This is a genomic window from Kitasatospora sp. NPDC036993 (assembly GCF_055607525.1).
This window is the reverse complement of record NZ_JBVJRP010000008.1, coordinates 142,384-166,701: the sequence shown is the minus strand read 5'-3', so window position 1 is coordinate 166,701 and position 24,318 is coordinate 142,384. Positions and strand designations below refer to the sequence as shown.

15 protein-coding genes and 5 pseudogenes are annotated in these 24,318 nt (G+C 73.3%); 8 read left to right on the top strand and 12 right to left on the bottom strand.

The features are described 5' to 3' along the window. Positions 1-63: 63 nt before the first annotated feature. Entirely contained in the window at positions 64-2,001 is a 1,938-nt protein-coding gene (locus tag ACZ7C5_RS18885) for an AfsR/SARP family transcriptional regulator (RefSeq protein WP_470323014.1), read from the bottom strand. A 170-nt stretch (positions 2,002-2,171) separates the two neighbouring features. Here ACZ7C5_RS18885 and ACZ7C5_RS18880 point away from each other — a divergent pair, with 170 nt between their 5' ends. Beyond that, on the top strand, positions 2,172-3,050 hold the full coding sequence (locus ACZ7C5_RS18880) for an alpha/beta fold hydrolase (protein ID WP_401086231.1): 879 nt from the start codon (positions 2,172-2,174) through the stop codon (positions 3,048-3,050). Positions 3,051-3,139: 89 nt separating this feature from the next. After that, the gene (locus ACZ7C5_RS18875) at positions 3,140-4,330 is read left to right on the top strand and encodes a cytochrome P450 family protein (protein WP_470323013.1); all 1,191 of its coding nucleotides are present in this window, start codon (positions 3,140-3,142) and stop codon (positions 4,328-4,330) included. Positions 4,331-4,860: 530 nt separating this feature from the next. On the opposite strand, the gene ACZ7C5_RS18870 is transcribed toward ACZ7C5_RS18875, so the two are convergent. The 4 genes and pseudogenes from ACZ7C5_RS18870 to ACZ7C5_RS18855 all read right to left on the bottom strand — a co-directional run bounded on the left by ACZ7C5_RS18870 (position 4,861) and on the right by ACZ7C5_RS18855 (position 6,952). Next, positions 4,861-5,235 carry a hypothetical protein gene (locus ACZ7C5_RS18870; protein WP_401086226.1) on the bottom strand — a complete coding sequence of 125 codons (375 nt, stop codon included), beginning with the start codon at positions 5,233-5,235 and terminating at the stop codon, positions 4,861-4,863. Positions 5,236-5,321: 86 nt separating this feature from the next. Beyond that, positions 5,322-5,618, bottom strand: a pseudogene (locus ACZ7C5_RS18865) (IS982 family transposase); the annotation flags it as partial. Between the two features lie 80 nt (positions 5,619-5,698). Beyond that, entirely contained in the window at positions 5,699-6,130 is a 432-nt protein-coding gene (locus tag ACZ7C5_RS18860; RefSeq protein ID WP_401086223.1) for a GNAT family N-acetyltransferase, read from the bottom strand. A gap of 162 nt (positions 6,131-6,292) precedes the next feature. After that, positions 6,293-6,952 (bottom strand): TetR/AcrR family transcriptional regulator, encoded by a 660-nt coding sequence (locus tag ACZ7C5_RS18855; protein WP_401086220.1) that lies wholly within the window; start codon positions 6,950-6,952, stop codon positions 6,293-6,295. An 86-nt stretch (positions 6,953-7,038) separates the two neighbouring features. Here ACZ7C5_RS18855 and ACZ7C5_RS18850 point away from each other — a divergent pair, with 86 nt between their 5' ends. Beyond that, positions 7,039-8,619: an MFS transporter gene (locus ACZ7C5_RS18850; RefSeq protein ID WP_470323012.1), complete on the top strand. Its 1,581-nt coding sequence runs from the start codon at positions 7,039-7,041 to the stop codon at positions 8,617-8,619. Positions 8,620-8,724: 105 nt separating this feature from the next. Here the strand turns inward: ACZ7C5_RS18850 and ACZ7C5_RS18845 are convergent, their stop codons facing one another. Further along, the gene (locus tag ACZ7C5_RS18845) at positions 8,725-8,850 is read right to left on the bottom strand and encodes a hypothetical protein (protein WP_401086215.1); all 126 of its coding nucleotides are present in this window, start codon (positions 8,848-8,850) and stop codon (positions 8,725-8,727) included. Beyond that, a pseudogene (locus ACZ7C5_RS18840) lies at positions 8,840-9,437 on the bottom strand (IS5 family transposase); the annotation flags it as partial. The gene ACZ7C5_RS18845 and the pseudogene ACZ7C5_RS18840, both read right to left, overlap by 11 nt. 371 nt (positions 9,438-9,808) lie before the next feature. Here ACZ7C5_RS18840 and ACZ7C5_RS18835 point away from each other — a divergent pair. Then, entirely contained in the window at positions 9,809-9,946 is a 138-nt protein-coding gene (locus ACZ7C5_RS18835; protein WP_470323011.1) for a hypothetical protein, read from the top strand. 198 nt (positions 9,947-10,144) lie between these two features. On the opposite strand, the gene ACZ7C5_RS18830 is transcribed toward ACZ7C5_RS18835, so the two are convergent. Next, entirely contained in the window at positions 10,145-10,789 is a 645-nt protein-coding gene (locus ACZ7C5_RS18830) for a TetR/AcrR family transcriptional regulator (RefSeq protein ID WP_401086210.1), read from the bottom strand. Between the two features lie 87 nt (positions 10,790-10,876). On the opposite strand from ACZ7C5_RS18830, the gene ACZ7C5_RS18825 reads away from it, so the two are divergent. After that, positions 10,877-11,839 carry a zinc-binding dehydrogenase gene (locus tag ACZ7C5_RS18825; RefSeq protein ID WP_401086207.1) on the top strand — a complete coding sequence of 321 codons (963 nt, stop codon included), beginning with the start codon at positions 10,877-10,879 and terminating at the stop codon, positions 11,837-11,839. A gap of 26 nt (positions 11,840-11,865) precedes the next feature. On the opposite strand, the gene ACZ7C5_RS18820 is transcribed toward ACZ7C5_RS18825, so the two are convergent. Next, the gene (locus tag ACZ7C5_RS18820) at positions 11,866-12,426 is read right to left on the bottom strand and encodes a TetR/AcrR family transcriptional regulator (protein ID WP_470323010.1); all 561 of its coding nucleotides are present in this window, start codon (positions 12,424-12,426) and stop codon (positions 11,866-11,868) included. A gap of 102 nt (positions 12,427-12,528) precedes the next feature. On the opposite strand from ACZ7C5_RS18820, the gene ACZ7C5_RS18815 reads away from it, so the two are divergent. Further along, on the top strand, positions 12,529-13,494 hold the full coding sequence (locus ACZ7C5_RS18815) for an NmrA family NAD(P)-binding protein (RefSeq protein ID WP_470323009.1): 966 nt from the start codon (positions 12,529-12,531) through the stop codon (positions 13,492-13,494). A 541-nt stretch (positions 13,495-14,035) separates the two neighbouring features. Further along, positions 14,036-14,287 (top strand): annotated as a pseudogene (locus ACZ7C5_RS18810) (NF041680 family putative transposase); the annotation flags it as partial. Positions 14,288-15,056: 769 nt separating this feature from the next. Here ACZ7C5_RS18810 and ACZ7C5_RS18805 read toward each other — a convergent pair. From ACZ7C5_RS18805 to ACZ7C5_RS18795, 3 genes and pseudogenes are all read right to left on the bottom strand, one after another. Then, positions 15,057-15,314 (bottom strand): annotated as a pseudogene (locus tag ACZ7C5_RS18805) (NAD(P)-dependent oxidoreductase); the annotation flags it as partial. A 307-nt stretch (positions 15,315-15,621) separates the two neighbouring features. Beyond that, positions 15,622-15,783 (bottom strand): annotated as a pseudogene (locus ACZ7C5_RS18800) (pirin family protein); the annotation flags it as partial. Positions 15,784-16,128: 345 nt separating this feature from the next. Further along, a complete protein-coding gene (locus ACZ7C5_RS18795; RefSeq protein WP_401086200.1) occupies positions 16,129-16,287 on the bottom strand; it encodes a hypothetical protein in 159 nt (52 codons plus the stop codon). 200 nt (positions 16,288-16,487) lie between these two features. On the opposite strand from ACZ7C5_RS18795, the gene ACZ7C5_RS18790 reads away from it, so the two are divergent. Further along, positions 16,488-23,921, top strand: coding sequence for a LamG-like jellyroll fold domain-containing protein (locus ACZ7C5_RS18790; RefSeq protein ID WP_470323008.1), 7,434 nt, complete (start codon positions 16,488-16,490; stop codon positions 23,919-23,921). Positions 23,922-24,318 lie beyond the last annotated feature (397 nt).

Here is a 24,318-nt window from a genome sequence, read left to right as displayed (position 1 = left end):
TCCCTGTCGGTCGCCGCCTGGTCCCAGGGGGAGTGAGCGGGCCCGGTCGCCGGCCGTCGGCGCTCACCCGGTCCCGGCGCACGCCCGTGCCTCCGCCAGGTACCGCGCTACCGGGCCGAGGGTCAGCATTCCGCTCGCGGCGCCGGCGTGTTCCGCGGGGGCGGCGCGCAGGGCGGCCTCGGCGCGGGCGGCGGCCGTGCGCTCGCCCAGGTGTACGGCGGCGCGGGCGGTCAGGCACCACAGGGCCTCCTGCATGTGGTCGTGCGGGGGTTCGGGCACGGCGGCGAGTGCGGTGCGGGCCTGTTCGACCCGGTCCTGGGCGAGCAGCACCAGGGGGAGCGCCCACGGCCGGTAGGGGCCCCAGTCCAGGCGCGGGTCGGTGGGCGCGGGCCGGTCGTGCAGCAGGCGCAGCCCCAGGAGCGCGAGCGCGAGCAGGCCGCGGTGCAGCCCCGGCATGCCGGCCGTGCGCAGGGCGGCCTCGGCGGTGCGGTACCGCTCCGCGGCCGTGGCGGCGCCCGGTCCGCCGGGTTCGGTGCTGCGGGTGGCCGTGGTCCGGGCCCGCAGCCACGCGGTGAGGACGGGGACGAGGGGCGCCTCGGTGGTGGCGGCGAGCCGTTCGGCGGCTTCGGCGTGCGCGGCCGCGGCGTCGAGGTCGCCGAGGGCCGAGGCGCTCTGCAGGCGGACGAGTCGTCCGAGGACGACGAAGTTCGGCAGCCGGTGGCAGGTGGCGAGGTCGAGGATCTCGGCGCCGATGCGGTCCCGTGCGGCGGCGAGCCCGCAGCGGGTGAAGGTCTGCAGGAACACCCCGTTGAGGGCGAACGCCAGCACGGCGGGATCGGCCAGGTCCCGTGCCAGCGCCTCGGCCTGCCGGGCCGCCCGCAGCGCGCGCTCCCGCTCGGTCCCGGACAGGTCCGCGCCGCGGCTCTCGACGGCGATCGTGGCCAGGAGGCGGGCGCGCAGGTCGGCGGGGCCGTCGGGGCCCAGCGCGGTGAGGGTGTGCTCGGCGGCCGCGACGACGGCGCGGGACTGCTCGGGGTCGTCGGCCCGGCTCCAGAGGGCGGGAACGTCGTAGGCGCCGATGATCCGGGCGGTCAACCGGAGGTCTCCCGTGCGCTGCGCGGCCCGGACCGCGGCGAGGCGGTCGCGCCGAGAGCGGACGAGGGCGTCGCCACCCGCCAGTGCGAGGGTGCGGGCCAGGTCCACGGTGGTGCGCGGGCCGAGCCGTACACCGGGGCCGTTCCACACGGTGCCGGCGCCTTCCGGGGGAGCCGCATCGTTGAGGAAGTCCGCCTCCAGCCGCCGGAGTTCGGCGCCGGGGTCCAGTCCGAGCCGGTCCACGAGCATCGCGCGGGCACGGCGCAGGGCGGCCAGCGCGTCGGCCCGGCGGCCCGCTTGGTGCAGCGCGCGGGCGAGCAGTCCCCAGGCCGGCTCGCGCCAGGGGTGTTCGGCGACGTGGGCGCCCAGTTCGGCGACGAGGCCGGCCCCTTCCCCGGAGTCGAGGGCGGCGCGGGCACGCAGCTCCACCGCCTCCAGCCGCCACTCCTCCAGCCGGGTCCGCTCGCGCCGCGCCCACGCGGAGTCGGTGACGTCGGCGTAGGCGGGCCCGCGCCAGGCCGCGAGCACCGCGTCGAGGTCGGGCACGGCGCCGGGGTCGCGCCGGGCGCGGACCAGGGCGTCCTGGAACCGGTGGACGTCCACGTCCTCGCGCGGCAGGCGCAGCGCGTAGCCGGGGCCTTCGGTGACGAGCAGGCGCGGTGGGGTGCGGGGCGGCCGGCCGGGTTCGAGGGCGCGGCGCAGGGCGGCGACGAAGGTGCGCAGGGCGCCCACGGCGCGGGCCGGGGGGTCGGTCCACAGGTCGTCGACCAGGGTGTCGGTGGTGACCATCCGTCCTTCGGCGGCGACGAGCCGGGCGAGCACCTCCCGATGGCGGGGCCCGCCCAGGTCGACGGGGCTCCCGTCGTCGCGGAGGGCCCGCACGGCACCCAGCACGTCGATTCGCATGCCCCCATCCTCCGTGCCGGAGCGGGCCGCGCCCAACCGTACTGATCGGTTGCTGATCGACGTCGTCCACGCTGGCCGGGTCGCACCCCGACCGGTTCACTCCGGCCCGGTCACCCCGACCGGTCCGAGCGGGCCCGGTCACCCCCCCGACCCGAGAGGACGGTCCTCCCATGACGCTCACTGTTCCCGGCTTCGACCTCGTACGCCTGCCCGGTGCGGACGGTGTGGAGCTGGCCGCCGCCGTCGGCGGCAGCGGCAGCCCGGTCGTGCTGCTGCACGGCTTCCCCCAGACCCATCTGATGTGGCGGCACGTCGCCGAACGGCTCGCGGACGAGCACACGGTGATCTGTCCGGACCTGCGGGGCTACGGCGCCAGCGACAAGCCGGCGGGCGCCGACCCGGAGTCGTACGCCAAGCGCACCATGGCCGCCGACGTCGTGGCCCTGGCCGCGGCGCTCGGCCACGAGCGCTTCGCCCTGGTCGGCCACGACCGGGGCGCGCTGGTCGCGTTCCGGGCGGGGCTGGACCACCCCGAGACCGTCACGCACCTGGGCCTGCTCGACGTCGTGCCGACGCTCGACATGTGGGACGTCCTGCGGGGCGTGCCGGCGGCGGTCGGCTACCACCTCTTCCTGATGGCGCAGCCGGCCGGTCTGCCGGAGACGATGATCGCCAACAGCGCCGACGCCTTCTTCGGCTCGTTCCTCGACGCCTGGGCCGGGGACCCGGCCGCCCTGCCGGAGTCCGTGCGGGCCGAGTACCTGCGGGCGAGCGCCGCGGCGGTGCCGTCGATCGTCGCGGACTACCGGGCGTCGGCCGGCATCGACGTCGTGCACGACCAGGCGGACCTGGACGCCGGGTCGCAGCTGGCCATGCCCGTGACCGTGGTCCAGCGGGACTGGGGCGCTCAGCTGGGCTACGACGCCGCCGCGGTGTGGCGGGCGTGGGCGCCGGACCTCGACCACCGGCTGACCCGGGTGGGGCACTTCATGGCCGAGGAGGCGCCCGAGGAGATCGCGGCGGCGATCCGGAGCCTGCTGGCGCGCTGAGCGACCGCCTGAAAATGGGGAACCCTCCCCGATTTGGTACGATCGGGTCCACCAACCGGGGGGCACTCCCCGTTTTTCAGGAGGCATCCATGCCCGCTCCGACGCTCCAGGAACTGTCTCCCACGGGAATCGACGTCACCGTCGACCCCTACCCCGCCTACGCGGCCCTGCGCGAAAAGGGGCCGGTCCACCGGATACTCGTACCGGGATCCGGCGAAGCCTGGCTCGTCGTCGCCCGCGAGGAGGTCCGCGCCGCACTCACCGATCCCCGGCTGAGCAACGACATCCGGCACTCCTCCACCTGGACCGACGACGGAGGCCACGCCCTCGGGGTCAACATGCTCCAGAGCGACCCTCCCCAGCACACCCGGCTGCGCGCGCTGGTAGCCGCCGAGTTCACGGCCGGCCGGATCCGGGCGCTGCGCCCCCGCGTCCAGGAGATCGCCGACGCCCTGGTCGACGCCCTGCCCGCCGAGGGTTCCGCGGACCTCGTCGCCTCCTACGCGCTGCCACTGCCGATGACCGTCATCTGCGAACTGCTCGGCGTACCGGCGGAGGACCGCGCCGGATTCCGGGCCTGGTCCACCGAACTGGTCACGCCCAGCTCGCCGCAGGCCGTCGGCGAGGCGGCCGGCGCCATGACCGCTCGCCTCACGGCCCTCATCGAGGAACGGCGGGCCGACCAGCGTGAGGACCTGCTCAGCGCGCTCGTCGCCCCGGCCGCCGACGGGCTCTCCGCCGAGGAACTGCTCGGGATGGCCTTCCTCCTCCTCGTCGCGGGACACGAGACCACCGTCAACCTCATCTCGGGGACGGTGCTGTCCCTGCTCACCCACCCCGAGCAGCTCGCCGCCCTGCGCTCCGACCCGAGCCTCGTCGACAGCGCGATCGAGGAGACCCTGCGCCACGACGGCCCGGTGGGGGCCGCGGCCTTCCGCTTCGCCACCGAACCGGTCCGGATCGGCGGCACCACCGTCCCGGCCGGCGACAGCGTCCTCGTCTCCCTGGCCGCGGCCTCCCGCGACCCGCTCCACTTCCCCGACCCGGACCGGTTCGACATCCGTCGCAAGCCCGCCGGCCACCTCGCCTTCGGCCACGGCATCCACCACTGCCTCGGCGCCCCCCTCGCCCGGGTCGAGGCCGCCGTCGCCCTGCGGACCCTGATCGAGCGCCGCCCCCGCCTCGCCCTCGATGCCGACCCGGCAGACCTCCTCCGGCGGCCGAGCACCCTGCTGAGGGGACTGGCGAGCCTGCCGGTGCGGTTCCACGACGCGACGTGACGGCCCCGGTGATCGATCACGAACCCGGGTGGCGGTATGGGGACATGAGTGACCGTCCGGAGCTGCCCGAGCACCTCAAGCGCGACCTCGGCCCCGGCGTCGGCTTCGCCCGCCCGTTCCAGGGCTGCCGGTTCCCCGCTCAGGACCGCTGTCACATCCTCGACCACGCAAGGGGCGGCGGCCCGGACGTGTTCGGGAACCTCCCGAGCGCCTGCTCCGCCCACCACCGGATGTGCGCCCTCGGGCAGATCACCTCCCAGGACCTTCACGTGGCCAAGGCCGGCCGGCGGGGGAGTCGGGGCGCTGCACCGGTACGGAAACGCTCTTCCGCTCCGCCCCCGAGCGCGGCCGCCGCCCGGTCGCGGCGCCCCCGCGCGCCGCGGTCGCGCACGCGGGGGCGACCCCTTGTCCCGGGGGCGCGACCCGGAGCTCCTCCTGGCCGGGGCGGACACGAAGACGGCCTCGGGCCAACCACCGCCGTCCGCGCCCCGGTCGCGGGCACAAGCGGCGTTCCAGCAGGGGCGGCGGGGTCACGTGTGGCTCCCGGGCCCCGTGCTCCACATCCGGAGCGCGCCGTCGCTGTCCACCGCGTGCACCCGGGTCACTTCGGCCTCGGGATCCCCGACCGCGGCCGGCAACAGGCTCAGGACGACCTGCGTCGTGCCGCCTTCGGTCAGGTCGCCGGTCGTCCAGGGCCCCAGGCCTTCCTTCTGCCGTGTCTCCCGCAGGCGGTGGCTGTCGGGGTCGACGGTGAAGACGCTGATGTCCTTGTCGTGCACCACCACGGCGGGCCCCGTCTTCGGTGTCGCCGGGGCCCCGCCGGACTTGGTGGGGTCGGACGGCGTCCACGTCCCGCCGTTGCCTTCCAGCTGCGTCTTCCACAGGTGCCCGTCGCCCGCCGCCACCGCCGCCGCGGTGCTGATCGCGATCCACGACCGCGCGTTCTGCGGGTCGGCCGCCGCCTGCCGAAGGTCCGGGAGGGCGCGGGTGAGTCGGTGTCCGTCGCAAGGAGCCGTATGGCCCGCTTGATCAGCGGCAGAGCAGCCCTCAGCCGCTTGTTCCAGCCCGGCTGTTTCGGGACGTAGGGGAACATGCCGCCCAGGCGGGTGCCGACGAACCGCGGCCACCTGGACTCCGACGCGAAGCCGAGTAGCGCCTGGGCCACAGCGAGGCAGACGAGCTCGGAGTCCGTCAACTGCGGCGGCCGACCCAGCCAGCGGGTGTCGGTGATCTCGTCGTCGATCTTTACGTACAGTGCGGTGAGCAGGGTGTCCAGGTCGCTTGTCACAGAACGATCTTGGACGCCCTGCCTGCACTGTCCGGCCGTCTTTGAGTGAAGGGGCGCCGCCGGACGAAGCGCGGACGGGCCTACTGCGCGCCGAGCGTCATCCACTTCTCCGGCTTCTCGAGTGACGCGAAGCCCACTTTGGCGTAGATCGCGTGAGCGTCCGCGGTGGCCAGCAGCACACGGCGTAGTCCGTAGGGCTCGAGATGCTCGCAGACGGCCGTGACGAGAGCGTGCCCCAGGCCCTTCCCTCGGCCGCTGCGAGCGATGTAGACGTCGCACAGCCACGCGAACGTGGCCTTGTCGGTGACCACCCGGGCGTAGCCGAGCTGGACACCGGTGCCGCTGTCGTAGACCCCGAAGTTCAGGGAGTTGGCCATCGCCGCGTCCTGTTTCTCCCGGGATCGCCCCATCGCCCAGTACGCATCCTTCGACAGCCACTCGTGAATGACCGCGTGGTCAAGACGGTCCGGGTCAGCGGATATCTCGAAGCCGTCTGGCAGATCGGTGCTCATGGATGCATTCAAGCAGCCTCCTGTCGCCGGGAGCCGCCGCCCTGAGCAGCAACTGCCGGATCACGATCACTTCGGAATGACTCGTCCTGGTTGTGCCGCTCCGTGCAAGTTCCTGGAGCGGTGTGGGCGTGGAGCGTATGACGCCATGCTTCGTCGGACGGGTCAGGGGTTGATGCGGCCGAGGCGGCGGGTCATCTGTTCCACGGTGTCGGTGGGGGGCCAGGGGAAGTCGGGGAGGTCGGCGCGGAGGGTGACCTGGCCGTGGAGGGCCGTCCAGAGGGTCACGGCGTCGGCGAAGGGGTCGGTGCTGGACGAGCGGCCGGCGCGTACGCAGGCATCGAGGTTGTCGACGAGGGTCTGGAAGGCGTCGAGTCCCTGGCGGCCGGGAACGTCGGTGGCGGGGGCTTCGGGCTTGGGGCGGGCCCAGCCGAAGAGGACGCGGTAGCGGGCGGGTTCGCGGACGCCGAAGTCGACGTAGGCGGCGCAGCCTGCGAGCAGCGCCTCGACCGGGTCGTCGTGCGCTGCGACGGCGGCGGTGACCGCCTGGTGGAGTTGCGTGATCGCCTCAACGACGATCGCTTCGACGATGGCGTTCCGGTCGGGGAAGTGCGCGTAGATCGAGGGGGCGGCGATGCCGGCCTCGCGGGCCACGGAACGCAGGGTGACGGCCTGGTCGGAGCCGGTGCGCACGATGAGGGCGGTCGCCGCCCGGATGATCTCCTCGCGCAGTAGCAGGCCCTGCCCGCGCCGGTTGCGGGCCCGGGGCGAAGCGTCCTCCCCTTGGTCGGCGGGGAGGTCGGTAGCTGTGGGGGCCTTCTTCATGGCCGCAACTTTACAGGTGTTAGCCGATCGATGTAGCGTCCCGGCCAGAAAGCTCACACTCGTAAGATTACGACCGTAAGGACATTATGGGCATCGAAGGCACACCCCACCCGGAGTCGGGTCACCCGCGCCGCAGGCCCGCACTGGTGGCGCTCTGTCTGGCGCTGGTCGTCACCACCATCGACAACACTGTGCTCAACACGGCCCTGCCCGCACTCGCCGAGGCACTGTCGGCCTCCACCGCCGACCTTCAGTGGATCAACAACGCCTACACCCTGGTGTTCGCTGCGATGCTGATCACCGCGGGCAGTCTCGGCGCCCGGTTCGGGCACCGCCGCGCGCTGGTCGGCGGCCTGACGGTGCTGGCCGTGGCGTCGGCGTCGGCCGCGCTGTCCGGCTCGACCGGGCAACTCATCGCGTTCCGCGCGGTGATGGGGCTGGGTGCGGCGTTCGTCATGCCGGCCACCCTCTCGATCATCGTGGCGCTGTTCGGCCCCCGGGAGCGCGGCAGGGCCATCGCCGTCTGGTCCGCGACCGCCGGTATCGGCATCGTGGCCGGCCCGGTCACGGGCGGGCTGCTGCTCGACCACTTCGCCTGGGGCAGCGTCTTCTGGATCAACGTGCCGCTGGTCGCCGTCGCGCTCACTGCCATCCTGCTGCTGGTCCCCGCCCTGCCGGGCCTCCGTACCGGTCGCCTCGACATCCCCGGTCTGCTGCTCTCGGCAACCGGCCTGGCCGCCCTGGTCGACGTGGTAGTCCAGGGCCCCGAACGCGGCTGGCTGACGGCCGCCACCGCGGTCGAGGCCGGCGCGGCGGCCGTGCTGCTCGCGGCGTTCGCCCGCTGGGAACTCCGTACCGCCCACCCGATGGTCGACGTGCGGCTGTTCGCCGACCGGACGTTCAGCGTCGCGAGCGGCATCCTCGGGATCACCTTTTTCGCCCTGTTCGGCGTGCTGTTCGGCTACACCCAGTACCTGCAACTCGTACACGGATTCAGCCCGTTCGCGGCTGGGCTCGGCGCTCTGCCGTTCGCGCTGGCGATGGCGGCCACCGCCGCGACCAGTGACCGCAGCACCGCCCGGTTCGGCCCCCGGAACACCATCGCCGCCGGACTCGCCGTCATGGCCGCCGGCCTGGGCGGCCTCTCCCTCGTCACCGTCGGCACGCCGTTTGCCGTGCTCGCACTCACCATGGGAGCGGTGGGCGCGGGAATGGGCCTCGTCATGGCGCCGGCCAGCACGGCAACCGTGGCCGCCGTGCCCCGCCAGAAGTCGCCCATGGCAAGCTCGGTGAACAGCGTGGTCCGCGAACTGGGCGGAGCCCTGGGCATCGCAGTGGTCGGCACCCTCGTCTCCGCCTCCTACCGCTCGCAACTGGCCACCACCCTGCCGGGCGCACCCTCCCCGGCCGCCGAAGACCTGACGTCCGCTCACCTGCTCGCCGCCGAGCTGCTCCCCGATCCGGCCGGCCGACTGGTCGCCGCCGCGGACGAGGCGTTCACCACCGCGATGAACCACGGAACGCAACTCTGCGCCCTGGTCGCCCTGCTCGGCGCCGTAGCGGCCCTCGTCTGGCTGCGCCAGCGACCGACCGCTGAGCAGCCGACCGCGAAACCTGAGAAGACGCCGGAAACGGGCAAGGTGTCGGTGTCATCCCACAACGCGTAGATACCTCTCCGACGCGGTCAGACCGCTGCACTACGTTCCCGCCTTGGCGGAATTCGTACGCATCGCAGGCGCGCGGCTCGGACCGTGGGCGTGGAGGGGTGGTGATCAGGCTGCCTTGAGCGGGGTGCCCTCGAAAATCCACCGGTAGGGCCGCGCGGTCTCGTTGTGCCCGATCACGTACGCCTCCAGCTTCTCGATCAGGTCGTCGCGGCTGGCGAAGTCACCCTCCACGAACTTGCGAGGAGCAGCACCGGGCCGCGTATTCGGTCGTGATCAATGGGTTCGGCGTGAGGTCCTTGATCCAGATCATTGCGCCGCGGAGGTGGAAGGCCGGCGAGGTAGCTTTCCGGGCTCCTGTCATACCGGGTCGCGATGCCTCGCCAGGCCTTCAGCTTGTTGATCAGGCGCTCGACGGTGTTCCGCTCCTTGTAGAGCTCGGCGTCGTGGCTGACGGGCCGGCCGCCCCGGCTGCCCTTCTACTTCCGGTTGGCGACCCGGTCCTTCTTCTCCGGGATGACCGCCTTGATACGGCGTTTGCGCTGGTGGGAACGGTTGCCGCGGGACCAGTAGGCCTTGTCCCCGGCGACCGCGCCGGGTCGGGTGCGGGGACGGCCGACGGGTCCGCGAACCCGGACCTTCTCCAGCACGGGGATGAACTGCGGGCTGTCCGCGGCCTGGCCCTCGGTCAGGATGAACACCAGCGGGCGGCACTTCCGCTCACCGGCAACGTGGATCTTGCTGGTCTGCCCACCCCTGGAGCGTCCGAGCAGGGCTTCCTTCAGCCGGAGCCTGCGCTGGCGCCGGATGCGTCGCCGTTCTTCCCGTTTCGGGTCACCTGAGGCGATCGCTCACAACCTGACGGTCGTCCACGGCTTCTACGCGTTCCACCAGCCCTTCGGCCGGGGTCCGCTGGTCAACCCGGTACCCGAGAGTGCCGCCCGCCGGGCGGCCCTGGCCCACCCGTCGCCGCTGGAGGACCGGAAGCCGTTCCGCAGGGCCCGGCCGCGGCCGAAGGTGCATATGCGGCACCCTCGGTCGATACCTGACGATCAGTGGGACGAGCTCTTCGCGCAGATGCGCTGCGCGCGGGACAAGGCCCTGCTCGCCAACTACATCGCCTCCAGCCCGTGCCTCCGGGCTGCTGGGCGTCGGCCCCGGGGACGTCGAGTGGACCAAGGGCCGGCTCTGGGTGATCTCGAAGGGCACCCGGGCCCGGCAGCCCGTCCCGACGTCGCCCGAGGGGCTGGCCTACCTCGCGGCCTACCTGGAGGAGGACGGCCTGCCGTCAGCCGGGATGCCGGTCTGGCGGACCGGCGCGGCGAGGTGAGGCCGCTGTCCTACTGGGCGGCACGCCGATGGTGGGCCCGGTTGACCGTGGAGTCGACGGAGGCATCCTGTTGTTCCAGGCGTGTAAGGGACGTGTGCCAGCGCCGACCGGGCCCCGCAGGCGTCCTGCCGGCCGCGGCCCGGCTTCGGTAGCGAAGGCGCCGGCTGGCCGGCGCCGCGGACCGTGGTGGTGACGGGGTCACGACGGGCCGGGTGAGCGTGCGGGCCGCAGGTCCGGGGCCGGCGGCAGCGATGCGGGGGCTCCCGTCCCGGGTGTCGCGCGGAACGCCTCGATCACGTAGGCGGCGAAACGGCGGGAGGCTGCGAGCCGGGCAGCGGGAGGAACATCCTGGAGGCCCTGGTGGGCCATGAGCATGAGGATCAGGTCGTCGACGACGAAGCCGGGGCGGAGCCGGCCGGAGGCCTGGGCGCGGTGGGCCAGTTCGGTGACCGCCCGTACGGTCCGTCCGCGGTCGGCGGTGAAGTCGGAGGCTTCGGGGAAGGCCGTCATGAAGGCGTCGGCGAATCCGCGGCTGTGTGCGTGGAGTTCGCAGATCCGCTGGATCAGGTTCTGGAGGCCGTGCCAGGGGTCCGAGTCCGCGCGGGCGTCGCGGACGGCGGTGTGGCAGGCCCGGCGCTGCTCGGCGAAGGCTTCGGCTATCAGGGCCCGCTTGGTAGGGAAGTGACGGTACAGCGTGGCGGGGGCCACGCCTGCGTGCCGGGCGACTTCGCGGACGGGCGCGCCCAAGCCGTCCTCGCCGAACACCACGCGGGCGGCGTGCAGGATCCGGGCCCGGTTGTCGTGGGCGTCGCGGCGTGCGGACTGAGTCAATCGGCCGGTCATTCTCTCTCGTTTCAGTCGGGCGGACGGAGCTGTCCGTTACGGTCCGAACGCGGCGTCGCCGTCCCTCCACCGGCTCAGGGAGACATCATGAAGGCTGTCGTCATCAGGACGTTCGGTGATCCAGACGGGCTGGAGGTCACCGACCTGCCTGTGCCCCTTCCGTCACGGGGGCAGGTGCAGGTCGCCGTGGAGGCGATCGGGGTGGGCGGAGTGGATGCCGTCATCCGCCGCGGGACCCTCGCCTCCTACGGTTTCCGGGCGGGCCACCTCCCGGGCAGCGAGGTCGCCGGAACCGTCTCCGCGGTGGGAGAGGGCGTGGACGGCTCGTGGACCGGGCGGAAGGTGTGGGCGTTCACCGGCCTGTCCGGCGGGTACGCCGCATACGCCGTCGCCCCGGTCGACGCTGTGACGCCGTTGCCTCACGGCCTGAGCGGCGCGGAGGCGGTGACCCTCGGCGGCTCCGGCGTCGTCGCCCACTTCGCCCTGAAGCAGGCCCGTTTCGCGCCGGGCGACGAGGTCCTCGTCCGGGGGGCGGCGGGCAGCATCGGGATCACGTCCGTCCAACTCGCGGCCGGCGGCGGGGCGGGCGCGGTGGCGGTCACCACATCCTCAGCGGAGCGCGGCGCCCGCTTGAAGGACCTGGGCGCGACCCACGTCCTGGGCCGCGCGGGTGAGGGGGGACCTGGCACGCCGGAGGGCTTCGACGTCGTGATCGACGTCGTCGCCGGTGCGCAGCTCCCGGTCTTCGTGGACAGGCTGAACCCCAACGGGCGTTACGTGGCGGTCGGCGTGGTCGGCGGGCCGCCGCCGGCGGATTTCGGCATGCGGCTGATGGACGGCTTCCGCAGGTCGCTGTCGTTCGCCACCTTCAGCTCTGACACCGTGCCCGGGCCCGACCGGCAGGCCGTGCGGTCCTCCCAGTTCGCGGCTGCCGCGGGCGGGAGGCTGCGCACGGTCGTGCACGAGGTGCTGCCGCTGGAGGAGGCGGCGTCGGCCCATCGCGCGATGGACGCGGGAGAGGTGTTCGGGAGGGTCGTCCTGACGCCCTGAGCCCGGCGTCCGCCGCGTTGTGCGGATCAGCTGCGCGGGCTGATGCCCCGCACGGTCAGGGCGAGCAGCCGGTGCGCCTCGGCGGCCGGGTCCGGGTGGTGCTCCGTGGCGAGCGTGAGGCCGGTGACCAGCGCGATCAGGTCGGCCGTGGTCACCTCGGGCGCCACCGCACCGGACCGGGCGGCACGGTGCAGCAGCGGGTCCACGGCGCCGCCGAGGCGGGCCGCGCAGGCGTTCACGTGATCGGCGTCGTCCGCTCCGTCCTGGAGCAGCGCGCCGGCCATGCCGCGCGCGGAGGACGCGTACGTGGTGAGTGCGCTCAGCCAGTCCAGCAGTGCGGACCGGGGGTCGTCGGCGCCGGCGAGTTCCGTGGCGAGGGCGCACAGGGCATCGATCCGGTTGCCGAACACCGCTTCCAGAAGGGCTCTTCGGGTGGGGAAGTGCCGGCGGACGGTGGCCGATCCGACTCCGGCGGTACGGGCGATCTGCTCCAGGGAGGCGTCGGCGCCGTGCGCGGCGACCTCGGCTTCCGCCACGGCGAGGATCAGGGCGTGGTTGCGCCGGGCGTCCGCGCGCTGGCCGGTCATGGGGCGTCTCCGTGCTTGCTAAGTGGCGGGGTCCTCCGTATCGTACCGGATATAAACGGCGGGCCCCGCCGTTTGCATCCGGGTACTCGGCGGAGGAGCTTCATGACCACAGAGTCCGTTCCCGTTCTGGTCGCCGGCGCCACCGGCCGGCAGGGCGGTGCCACCGCGCGCGCCCTGATCGCCGCGGGGATTCCCGTCCGGGGGCTGGTCCGCGACCCCGCCACCGACCGGGCGAAGGAGATCGAGGCGCTGGGCGTCGAGCTGGTCACCGGCGACCTCGACGACCTCGGCTCGGTGTGCCGGGCCGCCGAGGGGGCGCGTGCGGTGTTCTCCGTCCAGATGCCCGACATGGACGGCCGCGGCTTCGAGGGCGAGGTCGCGCAGGCCGTCAACCTGATCGAAGGAGCCCGGGCCGCGGGGGTCCCGCAGTTCGTCCACACCTCTGTCTCCGGTGCGGGGCAGCATGTCGGCTGGGTCAAGGACCGGTGGGCGTGGATGGAGCCGTACTACAGCGCCAAGGCCGGGATCCAGGACCGGGTCCGTGACGCGGGCTTCGCCCACTGGACCCTCGTCAAGCCGGGCTTCTTCATGGAGAACTTCCTCCCCTCCGCCCGGATCATGTTCCCCCGCGGCATCGAGGGCGGACTGGTCACCCTGCTCAAGCCCGCGACCCGGCTCTCCCTCGTGGCCGTCGCCGACATCGGCGCGGCCGCCGCCGCGGCCATCGCCGAGCCGGAACGGCTCGACGGGGTCGAACTCGAACTGGCCGGCGACTTCCTGTCCATGACGGACATCGCCGCGACCCTCTCCCGTGCCCTGGGCGTCGAACTGGCGGCACCCGACATGACCGGCGAGGAAGCAACCGCCGCCGGGATGCCCGACATGGGCTTCGCGCAGGCCGGCATCAACGAAGAACCACAGCCCGCCCGACCCGGCTTCGCGAAGGATCTGGGCCTGCCCCTCACGACCTTCGAGAAGTGGGCGCAGGACCGGCTCCGCGACAACGGGCGACAGGAGACCTCTTCAGCGGACCTTCCGGCCACCGACGTCCTGCACGGAGGGACCTGACGGACCGATTCCGTCGGCGGCGGCCTCCCCGACGAGGCACCCAGCCGCCGGAGGTGGACGACCCGATCCGGTCCGTCGCAGTCCGACGGCACGCGTCGGCCGGGCCCGTCCCGTCGAGCGGGCGGACAGGGGAGCCGAAGGTCCGCCGCGAAATGCTCGCGGCGGACCTTCCACGAAGCCGGCCATCCCCAACTCCCACGCCATCCGATCCCCCGCCCGCCGCGACCTGCTCCGATTGCCCGCGCGACAGCGTAGACCGCCCCTTCGCGACCCGACCTGGCGATCGAACTTCTTATGACGGCAGGTACGAGTAGGCTTGGCCCATGCTGACAAGCCGGTCGGCCAGTTCATAAGGGGTGGAAGGCCCTGCGGGCTACCCCTCCGTGGGCGTGTGGTTCTCGGCTCGGATCATTCGGCGCAGGCTGAGCTTGTTGTTTAACCTCGGAGGTCACCCGACCTGCTGATCTGCGGTTCTTCCCGAGACAGCAGAGGCGGCCGCCCCTCATGCTTCGAGATGTCGAGTAACGAAGCTGAAGGGATCTGGCGCACCTTTCTGGGTAGATTCGACCTTGAGCAAACCTTCCGCCTGCTCAAGTGCACCCTCGGCTGGGCGGCGCCGCACTTCCGCGCACCGGACACCGCCGACCTGTGGACCTGCCTGGTCATCGTCGCCCACACCCAGCTCCGCTTGGCCCGCCCGCTCGCCGCCGACCTGTGCCGCCCGTGGGAACGCCCGCTGCCAGCAGCGATGTTGGCCCTGGCCCGGGTCCGCCGAGGGTTCCGCCGGTGCCGTACCGGCTGAGAACCTCGTCGAGTCGGGACACTGGGTCGACCACGGAGCCGTCAGGACCGCTGGTGAGGTCGCAGTACGTGATCGCGTCCAGCAGTTCCGACGGCGGCCGGCGGAATTCCGCGAGCGCGTCCGACAGGCCCAGCTCCGCCGCCTCCCACTCCGACGAGGAGTGGTAGGCGACAAGCGAGCAGACCTCGGTGTCGACGCCGATCCCACGCAGGTACCGGGCTCCGTCGATCATGTGCTGGCCGGTGTCGACCGCGAGGGGCGCGTACCCGACGTCGAGCAGGCCGCTGCCGCACACGCCTTCGCGGACCTGGCCGTCGTGCGGCGAGACCGTGCGGATCGACCGGCTGGCGCCGACCCCACCAGCCCGGTTCCGGATCGGAGGTCCCCGGCCGGTGCTGCGGTACGGCCCACGTGGTGAACCGCCTGGCCGATGGCGCCTCCCCATGCCTGGTCTAGCGCGCCGACAACCTGGTGCGCTGGTGCGAGCGGGGGCGGAGGCGTTTGCGGAGGCTCGCGGCCCGGGATGCCGGTGCTGCTCAGCGTGGGCTACGCGGCCTGCTGCCGGTGGCAATGGCTCAAGGCAGCCGGATCGACCTGGCGCTGGACCGCCGTGCGACGGCTGAACGGCAGCACCGCCGATGAGCCGGGCCAGGGCCCGTTGCCTGGTGCCGGATCCGGGCGTCGTCAGGTCGCCGTCGCCCGGGCGGGATGGACCAGCGCGTAGGTCGGTTCCGGGCATTCGCACAGCCAGGTACCCCTTCCGGCAGGCGGGGTTGGGGGCGATGGCCCAGCCGAGGAGGTGGGTGCCGAAGTCGGCGGCGATGCGGGCGAGGCACTCGCCGATCTTGCCGGTGCCGATGACGCCGACGGTCATGCCGTGGATGTCGCGGCCGAGGAGGTCGTCGAGGCGGAAGTCGAACTTGCGGGAGCGGTTGGTGGCTCGGGTGTGCCGGCCGACGAAGGCCTCCTCCAGCAGCGGCCGTTCGTCAGCCTGCACCCCGAAGGCGACGAACTCCACCCGGTCGCGCTATCCAACCCCATCTCGAACGCCGGGATTTCGTCCGCTCGCTCCAGAACCCCGGAGTGAAAGCCCTGCCTGTGTTCCTCGTCGGAGGCCCGCATTTGTCTGACGACACGTCAGCGACGTCGGAATGGAGTCAGCGTCGGTCAGGCCGCATGCTGGAACAGGCGGGTCCGACTCCGTGAAGCACAGGTCGTGCGAGGTGAGCGCCCTGCGGGTTGGGCAGAGGCTCGTAGGGGTCAAGGCGGAGGGTCGAGGCGGGGAGTGCGGCAGGGTCGGAGGCTCGCAGCCGCTGGGGCGGGGGTCAGCGGGTGCGGCCGCGGGGCTTGAGGGGGGTGCCGGGGAGTTCGGGGGCGGGGAGGCGGTCGCCCGGGTAGCCCTGGACGGCGCCGAAGCGGTCGGTGGCGGCCTGCCACTCGGCGCGGGCCCGGACGATGTCCTCGTGGGACCGCCCGATGAAGTTCCAGCGAGGACGGCTCCTGGGGCATCTGGCAGGGCACCCCGGAGGAGAGCGCCTACTCCGTACAGATCCTGACCGCCTCCGACGCCCCCCACCACGAGGCCCCTGCCCGCGCCGAGGCGTACCTGCGGCAGACCTACGGCTGCGCGGTCACGCACCCCCCGCTGTGGCACGACAAGACGCTCTACCTCCCCCGGGCCATGGTCGACGCGGAACACCTCGCCGCACTCGCCGTACTGACCACGAGCCGTCCTACCCAGGCCGCTGCCCCGCTTCCTGGTTCCGCCGCCGCAGGACCGTCCGGTCCCTACACCGACGCCCTCGGCACCGCGGGCTGAGGGGTCGGCCGGGTCACGTAGTGGCGGCGGATCGGCTGGCCGGGGCGCGCGTCCAGGGGTGGGCGAAGGCGTCCTCGGGCAGCGGCTGGCCGTTCATCGACTCGACGAGCGAGCCGTCCGCCCTCACCCACGGCATCGCGTCGGAGGCGATCGTGGCCCCGGGGTGCAGCACGGAGAGGTCGAGCAGAGGAGGGGGAGTCCGATCCGGCAGCCCTCATCGCTCCCTGCGGGGCTGTCGGTCCCGGTGCGGGGACGAGCCCGGCCCGCCCGGGTACGCAATGGCCGAAATCACGCTCTGGTGAAGGGGATTGCACTTTCTGTAGGCTCCGTGGTGTTTGTCATGGCGATGACGGCAGCCTAGGGAGCGGGTTCATGGGTGTCAGTGACGGCGTGGTGAAGGTCTACAGCGACCGCACCTACACGTCGACGACGGTGATCCGTCATCAGGGGACGACCGTGGCGTTCGCGATGGACGACCGGCGGCGCATCGTGTACTCGGTCCTGGCGCTCGGAGCCCAGGACCCCGCCCGGGGCGAGGCGGACGCCGCCTACTGGAGCGAGGACCCGCTGGAACTGTCCTTCCCCGACGAGCTCGTCCGCGTCGGGTACGCGGCGCTCGGCACCGTGGCGATGCCCCGGGTCAAGAAGGGCGGGCGCGTCGAGGCCGAGGCCGGGCAGGTCGTCGACCCGCAGGAGAGCGACCCGTTCCTGTCCAGCACGGCCCGGCTCACCGCCGCCCTTCCGTTCCAGGTGCTGTCGGACGGCACGCACGTGGTGGTGCTGCGCCAGTCGGTGCCCGCCGACCACCCGGACGCCGTGCGCGAGGCGGCCCCGGGCCGGGCGTCGGGAGGCGCGGCGGGGGCCCCGCTGGTGGATGCGGCGCTGCTGTGCGACCGCTTCCTGCTGGTGGACGGAGTGCTCAAGCCCGTCCGGGAGATCCGCTACCGGCGCAGCCGCAGCAAGGACCGGCCGGACTCGGCCAAGGACAGCCTCGGCAGCACCGACATGGAGGGCCGCCCGTTCCGCGAGCCGACCCAGGTGCTCGGCTTCGTCCGGAACCTGACCGAAGGCCGGTTCACCGCGCTGCTCGTGCCCACGAGCGTCGCGGGCGCGAGCCGCTGGCAGTTCTTCACCCACAACGCGGCCACCTCCCGGATCGACGCGCTGAGCGTGGAGCAGGGCCCCGACGGGCTGTTCGACACCCGGGGGAACCGGGCCTGGACCAGCCCCGACCCCGCCTACCGGAGCGCCGTGTACGAGCGGGAGCCCGGTACCTGCCCGTTCACGGGGGCGCCGCTGGTGCCGCTGGCATCGGGCGCCGGTGCCGGCGAGACGGCGCTGCGCCTGGCCGGGCCCGACGCGGCGGCGACCGTCCCCGGGGTGCCGCGCGGGCCGGAGTTCACCGTCGAACTGTGGCTGCGGCCCGAGCGGGCTTCGGCCACCACGCTGTACGCCGACGGCGTCGTGCTGGAACTCGCCGAGGGCGGCGTGCCCCGGCTCAGCGGCGCGGACAGCGTCGTCACCGCCACCCGGGCCCTGGCGGCGGGCGAGTACGCGCACCTCGCCGCCGTCTGCGGCAACGGCACGGCCACCCTCTACGTGGACGGACTGCCGTGCGGGAGCGGCCCGTTCACGCCCCGGGCGGGTACCGGCGACGCGGTGCTCGGCGGCGCCGGGCGCGGTGTGGCGTTCGACGCCGACGAGCTGCGGATCTGGGAGCGTGCACGGGCACAGGACGAGCTCCGGCAGGACCGGGTCCACCGGTTGGTGGGCGACGAGCCCGGGCTGGTCGCGTACTACCGCTTCGACGAGGCTTCGGGCGCCGTGGCGCACGACCAGACGGACCACGCGCGGCACGCGGCACTCACCGGTGCCGTGTCCTGGGTGACCTCGACGGCACCGGTCGGCGAGCACGCGGGCATCCGCCGCGACAGCTTCTCCTTCGCCGGCCGTACCGTCTTGTCCGCGCCGTCGGCGCTCCTCTACCACCAGCAGGAGACCCAGGCCGCCGGATACCGGGGCGAGCCCAAGCCCGCCAAGCACCAGGCCCGGGTGCTGCTGTCCTGCGCCACCGGTGACGCGGCGGCGCCGGAGGCTGAGCCGCGCCTGGCCGTGCTCGACCTGGCCGTCGGTGCCGACGGCCGGCTCGCGCAGGTCGCCGACGTGCTGACCCTCCCCGAGCTGGCCACCCGGGAGCACGAGGACCTGGACCGGCAGAGCGCGCTGGAGCAGCGGATCAAGGGCCTGCAGGCCGAGATCGCCGAGCTGCGGTCCCAGTCGGCCACTCTCACCGGCACCTGCGCCGGCATCCCCGCCCAGGAAGCCGTCGTGGCCACCGCGCGGCAGACGCTGACCGCCGCCGAGGCGCGGTGGGAGCTCCAGCGCGACAACCCGTCGGACTGGAGCACCGCCCAGCTTTCCTTCACCCGGCCCGACGGCAGCACCTGCTGGATCGTCCCCGACGGCAACCGGCTGTTCCACAAGAACCCCGTGATCGGCTGGAGCGACGCCCCGAGCACCAGCTACTGGCGGTTCGTCTACTCGGGCTGGCCGGACCGCAGCGGCCGTCCGCTGTACTACATCCGCAACGGCACCTACCAGATGAACGTCTACGGCGGCACCGGCGACGAGGGCAGCCACGTCCAGCTGTACGACGCGACGAGCAACGCCGCCCACAACGAGCTGTTCTCCGTGGTGCCCCAGCCGGGCGGCACCTACCAGCTCATCGCCTACCACAGCGGCAAGACGATCTGCCTGCGCGGAGGCCCCGGCACCCGGATGGCCCAGTACACCGGCTCCACCGTGCTGGCCGGCGGCGAGGCCCGCTGCCGGATCGTCCGCACCTCCACCTCCGGCGCGGACACCGCGCTGACGGCCGCGCGCGGCACCCACGAGGCCACCCGGGCACAGCTCGACACGCTGCTGTCCGCCCGGGAGCGGCTCAACACCGTCACCCTCCACCTCGCCGTGCGCGAGGCGGCCCTGACGACGGCCCAGGAGGAACTCGCCCGGTTCACCGACGGCCTGTCCGGCGCCGACGACCTGACCGTCCCGGCAGCGCACCTGGGCGTCGACGCCACCGGGCTCGGTGTGAGCGGCGGGCTGCTGTCCTTCGCCCGCACCGCCTCGCGGCCCTTCCTGATGGACAGCGCCACCGGCCAGGTCGCGCTGTACTTCCGCGGTCTCAACGACCAGTTCTTCGCCGCCTACTACGACACCCGGGTGGTGCGCGGCACCAAGACCCTCGGCAGCGGGGACGGCTCGCTGCTGTTCACCGCCCGGGACGCCGGCGTGGACCTGGCCCGGGCGGGCGTGACCGTGACCGCGGTCGAGGGGCGGCCGGGGCTGTGCGACCTCACCGTCGGCCTGCCCGGCGACCGTGAGGTCTGGCACGCGCTGCCCCGGCGCGCGGGCACGCTCGTCGCCGTGCTCTCGGGCGCGGCCGCCGCACCGCAGACCCTCGGCACCGCCGCCGAACCCGACCGGGCCGACAGGCCGGAACCCGTCGACGGCGCGGTGCTCCGTCTGGCGGCCCCGCTCGGCACGCCGATCGCCGCACCCGCGTACCTGTCGACCGGCGACGGCGTTCGGCTGCTCACCGAGTCGGCCCCGGCTGGGGTCACCGAGCTCCGGATCGACCGGCCCTGCCGCCCCGATCTCGGCTCGCCCGTGGACCTCGTCCCGTACGACCCCGCGCTGGCGCGGGCGGAGCGGCCCGGGGCGGACCTCTCCCGCGGCTCGCGGCTGGTGACCGTCGCGGCGGTCTCCGCCGACGCCAGGGTGCAGGACGGCACCGCCGTCGACGCCGTCCTCGGACAGGCCTGCCGCTGGCGCGGCTCCTCCCCGGGCCGGGCCTTCGCCTTCAACGGCACCGACCAGTACCTCGCCCTGCCCGCCACGGCCCTGCCCACCACCACGACCGCCTCGAACGTCACCGTCGAGGCGTGGGTCAACCCCTACCGGGCCACCCGCACGGCCCGGCTCGTGCACGCCGCCAACGATGCCGAGGCCCCCTACAGCCTGCTGCTCGCCGACGCCACGGCCCGCACCGCGGTGGTGTTCGACGGCGGCGACGACCAGGTGTCCGTGAACGGCCTCGCCCTGGCCGGGACGGCCGTGACCGTCGAGCTGTGGGCCAGGCGGGCCACGGCCGCGCACACCGCACGCGAGGTGCTGCTCTCCTACGGCGACGGCGACGGCGCGCTGTCGCTGTCCTACGAGCAGGCCGGGACGGTCTCGTTCGCCCTCGGGGACGAGGTCCTCACCACCGCCGCGTCGTACACCGACACCGACTGGCACCACTGGGCCGCCGTCCTCGACCCCGCCACCCGCACCCAGATCCTCTACCGGGACGGCGTCGAGGCCGCCCGCCGTTCCTCCGCTCGCACCGTCGCGCGCGACGGACGGCTCGTGCTCGGCGGCCTCGGCGCCGCCGCCTCCTTCCGCGGCGGGATCGACAGCCTGCGGGTGTGGAACCGGGCCCGGACGGCCGACGAGGTCCGCGACCTGATGCGGCAGAACGTCGCCGGAGGGCTGCCCGGGCTGCTGGGATCCTGGACCTGCGGCGACCAGCAGTACCTGGACGTCTCCGGGCACGGCCGCCACGGCGTCCTCGGCGGCACCCCGCAGGCGGGCGAGTCCCACGCGAAGGGCTACCGCCTCGTGTCCGGCGTGGGCGACCGGGTGGTGCGCAGCCGGGAGGTCTTCCCGACCGGCGAATGGGCCCACGTGGCCTCGGCGTTCGAGCAGTCCTGGGCCGTGCGGCTGGACGGCTCGTCCTGGCTGGAGGGCGACGCGGACGACTCCCTCGACCTCACCGGCGACCTCACCCTGGAGGTCTTCGGCACGCTGGAGCGTCTCGGCACCACCCAGGGCCTGATCGGCCGCGGCCGCCTCGGCGGCGATGAGCACGTCCCCTACCAGCTGTCCGTACGCCCGGACGGCCGGCTGGAGTTCGCCTTCGAGGAGGCCGGCCCGGTCGTCCGGCGGTTCGTCTCCACCGCCGCCGTGCCGGCCGGGCGCTTCGCCCGGATCGCCGTCGTCAAACGGGCCGGCCGCGAGACCACCGAGCAGCGGGGGACCCGGCAGATCGCCCTCACCGGCCCGGACGGAGCCGCCACCACCCAGACCGTGGACGTCGTCCAGGGCGTCGACGTCCGGGCCTGGGACGACATCACCTTCTACATCGACGGCGCCCCCGCCGGGACCTCCCGCTACACCGGCCCCGGCGCCGAGAGCGGCAGCGGCGTCCTGGAGATCGGGCGGATACGGGACGGCCTGCGCACCCACGGCGCCCGCGGCGTCCTCGGCGAGGTCCGGATCTGGAACAAGGCCCGCGACGCCGCCGCCATCGGCACCCCGGTCTCCCCGCGCGACAGCGGACTGGTGGCCCGGTTCACCTTCGAGGAGAACAGCGGCAGCACCACGACCGACACCACCCGCGCCCACAGCGCCCGGCTGCGCGGTGCCGCCTGGACGCGGGACACCGACCCGAGGGCCAGCGTCTTCCGCCTCTACCGCAACGGCCTCCCGCTGGCCGCCGAGCCGCTCGCCGCGACCGACCCGGACAGCCCGACGGCCTACGGGGAACGGCAGTTCACCCTCGGCGCGCGTCTGGCCGCCGGCACTGTCACCGAGGGTCTCGACGGCACCCTCGAAGAGGTCCGTGTCTGGCGCACCGCCCGCACCGCGGAGCAGATCAGCGACAACCTCTTCACCCGTCTCAAGGGCGACAAGGAGGACCTGATCGGCTACTGGCCCTTCGACCGGGACTCCACCTCCGGCGCCGCCGACGAGGTCCGCGACATGGGCCTGCGCGGCAACCACCTGCGGCCCGGCCCCGGCGCCGCCCCGGCCGTGGTCCTCTCCACGGCGCCGGTCTCCACCGACACCGCGGCCGTGCGATCCGCACTCTCCGGCGTGCGCACCCCCTTCCACGAGACCATCGCCGCCGCCCCGGCCGCCGGCGAGTACGCCGACATGCAGTTCGCGGCCGACGGCACCGCCGCCGGCGTCATGAAGCGCGCCTACGCCTACCTCACCGAGGAGGGCCGCTGGCGCCTGGTCACCGGCTACAAGGTCGGCGACCTGGTCAGCGAGTGGGTCAGCCAGGTCCAGTACGACCCCCAGCTCGTCGGCTACGTCGAAGGCGCCCCGCCGGTGCCCTCCGAGAACCTCACCGGCCAGGGCAACGACTACCGGGGTGCCTCCAGCGTCGAGTTCACCACCGCCGACGCCGTCACCGAGTCGCTGTCCTCCTCGCGCGACCGCAGCGTGGACACCGCCTTCCACTTCGCGTTCAAGAACACCTACGACGCCAGCACCCTGCTCATCACCGCCCCGCTCGGCATCGGTACCGCCAAGCCGGCGGTCGAGGGCGGCGCCGTCTTCTCCCTGGACAACACCCTGGAGTTCACCAACACCTGGACGGACGCGACCACCCTCGCCCAGGCCACCGACACCGCGCGCGCCACCAGCGTCGCCCTCACCGGACACTGGGAGGACCCGGCCCACCTGCTCAACCCCGCGCTGGGCCGCCGCTACCAGCCCGCCAACACCGGCTTCGCCCTCGTGCAGTCGCTGACCGCCGACGTCTTCGCGCTGCGGCTGGCGCACACGGGCACGCTGGTCGCGTACCGGATGACGCCCAATCCCGACATCCCCAGGGACTGGAACATCGTCACCTTCCCGATCAACCCCCAGTACACCAAGCAGGGCACACTCGACGGCGGGGTCGGATTCGACGAACGCGGAAAGGTCCTCGACCCGGCCTACCCGAACGCCCGCCAGTACGGCGAGTACAGCTACTACAAGCCCCGCGAGGCGTACGCCCTCAAGCGCGCGATCCAGCGCCGCCAGCAGCAGCTGCGCAGCTACTACGAGAGCGTCTCCACCGCCACCGGCACCCCCGACCCCGTCCAGCAGCGGGCTGCCAGGATCGCCGAGACCTTCGTCGGCCCGATCGGCGACAACCGGGGCGGGACCGCCGGAAAGGCCGCCGCCGACGGGGGAGTCGTGTGCGACCTCGCCAACACCTACGTGTGGACCGCCGACGGCGGCTTCTTCGCCGAGACCACCACCACCACGGACTCCGTCTCCGAGACCACCGCCGGCTCCTACACCGTCAAGGACATGGCCACCGTCGGCGCCGAGTTCGGCTTCAAGGTCTTCGGCATCGGCATCGGCGCCCAGCTCGACGCGAGCCTCGGCGGCAGCCACAGCGTCACCCGCACCCGCTCCCGCGACGCCTCCCGCTCCTACGCCCTCGACGTCACCTGCAGCCCCTCCGGCGACCTCCAGGCGTACAGCGCCGACGGGCAGGCCCGGTTCGCACCCGACGGCAGCCCCCGCCGGGTGCCCGGAAAGGTCGACGCCTACCGGTTCATGAGCTTCTACCTCCACGAGTCCGGCGACAACTTCGACGACTTCTTCCACAAGGTCGTCGACCCACTCTGGCTCGCCACCTCGTCCGCCCCCAACGCCGCGGCGCTGCGCCAGACCCGGCAGTCCGACCGCAAACCGCCGTGCTGGCGCGTCCTGCACCGGGTCACCTTCGTCTCCCGCATCCTGCCGCCGGTGCCCGCCGCCGACGCGCCCCCGCTGGAGCAGGACCTGATCCGCGCCGACATCGCGTCCAACTACGAACTCGTCCGCCGCCTGGACCCGTACGTGCGCCACGCCAGCGGCTCCACCACCGCCCTCGCCGAGGCCGTCCGCGCGGCCCTCGCCACGCACCTGCCGCAGATCCTGCCCCACGAGGAGGCCGTCCGCCGGTTCCTCGCGGACTACTACGGCGTCGTCGAGTAACCCGCCGCTCCCCGGGGCCCGCTGCCGGGACCCGGCGGTGGAGATCGTGACCAGCCGGCTGTGCCGCAAATCGCTGGTCGTCCGTAGCTGTTCGCCGCTGATCTCACAGGTCAGCGGCGAACATGCTGTTCTGTCACACGAGGCACGCGGGGGGAGGGAGGCGCGTCGATTCGATTAGGACGATCACGCCGCTCTGCCGCACCTGCGGTCTGATCGAATGTCAGATTCGTGCCGAGAAGTCGGGCCTGCCTTGCGGAGCGACGCCCGCACCCCGCAAGGAGGAGGCGGCGACGGTTGGTCACCGGCGCTGTACCTTCAGCAACCGCACACACCACGCACCCAACTGCCGCCCGCCCGCGCCCCGGCACCCGCATCGCCGGTGCACCCTGCCCCGCTG

What these genes read in the sequence shown, in the direction of transcription:
- ACZ7C5_RS18885 (WP_470323014.1), bottom strand. Translation starts at nt 2,001, where the DNA reads ATGCGAATCGACGTGCTGGGTGCCGTGCGGGCCCTCCGCGACGACGGG.
- ACZ7C5_RS18880 (WP_401086231.1), top strand. Translation starts at nt 2,172, where the DNA reads ATGACGCTCACTGTTCCCGGCTTCGACCTCGTACGCCTGCCCGGTGCG.
- ACZ7C5_RS18875 (WP_470323013.1), top strand. Translation starts at nt 3,140, where the DNA reads ATGCCCGCTCCGACGCTCCAGGAACTGTCTCCCACGGGAATCGACGTC.
- ACZ7C5_RS18860 (WP_401086223.1), bottom strand. Translation starts at nt 6,130, where the DNA reads ATGAGCACCGATCTGCCAGACGGCTTCGAGATATCCGCTGACCCGGAC.
- ACZ7C5_RS18855 (WP_401086220.1), bottom strand. Translation starts at nt 6,952, where the DNA reads ATGAAGAAGGCCCCCACAGCTACCGACCTCCCCGCCGACCAAGGGGAG.
- ACZ7C5_RS18850 (WP_470323012.1), top strand. Translation starts at nt 7,039, where the DNA reads ATGGGCATCGAAGGCACACCCCACCCGGAGTCGGGTCACCCGCGCCGC.
- ACZ7C5_RS18830 (WP_401086210.1), bottom strand. Translation starts at nt 10,789, where the DNA reads ATGACCGGCCGATTGACTCAGTCCGCACGCCGCGACGCCCACGACAAC.
- ACZ7C5_RS18825 (WP_401086207.1), top strand. Translation starts at nt 10,877, where the DNA reads ATGAAGGCTGTCGTCATCAGGACGTTCGGTGATCCAGACGGGCTGGAG.
- ACZ7C5_RS18820 (WP_470323010.1), bottom strand. Translation starts at nt 12,426, where the DNA reads ATGACCGGCCAGCGCGCGGACGCCCGGCGCAACCACGCCCTGATCCTC.
- ACZ7C5_RS18815 (WP_470323009.1), top strand. Translation starts at nt 12,529, where the DNA reads ATGACCACAGAGTCCGTTCCCGTTCTGGTCGCCGGCGCCACCGGCCGG.
- ACZ7C5_RS18790 (WP_470323008.1), top strand. Translation starts at nt 16,488, where the DNA reads ATGGGTGTCAGTGACGGCGTGGTGAAGGTCTACAGCGACCGCACCTAC.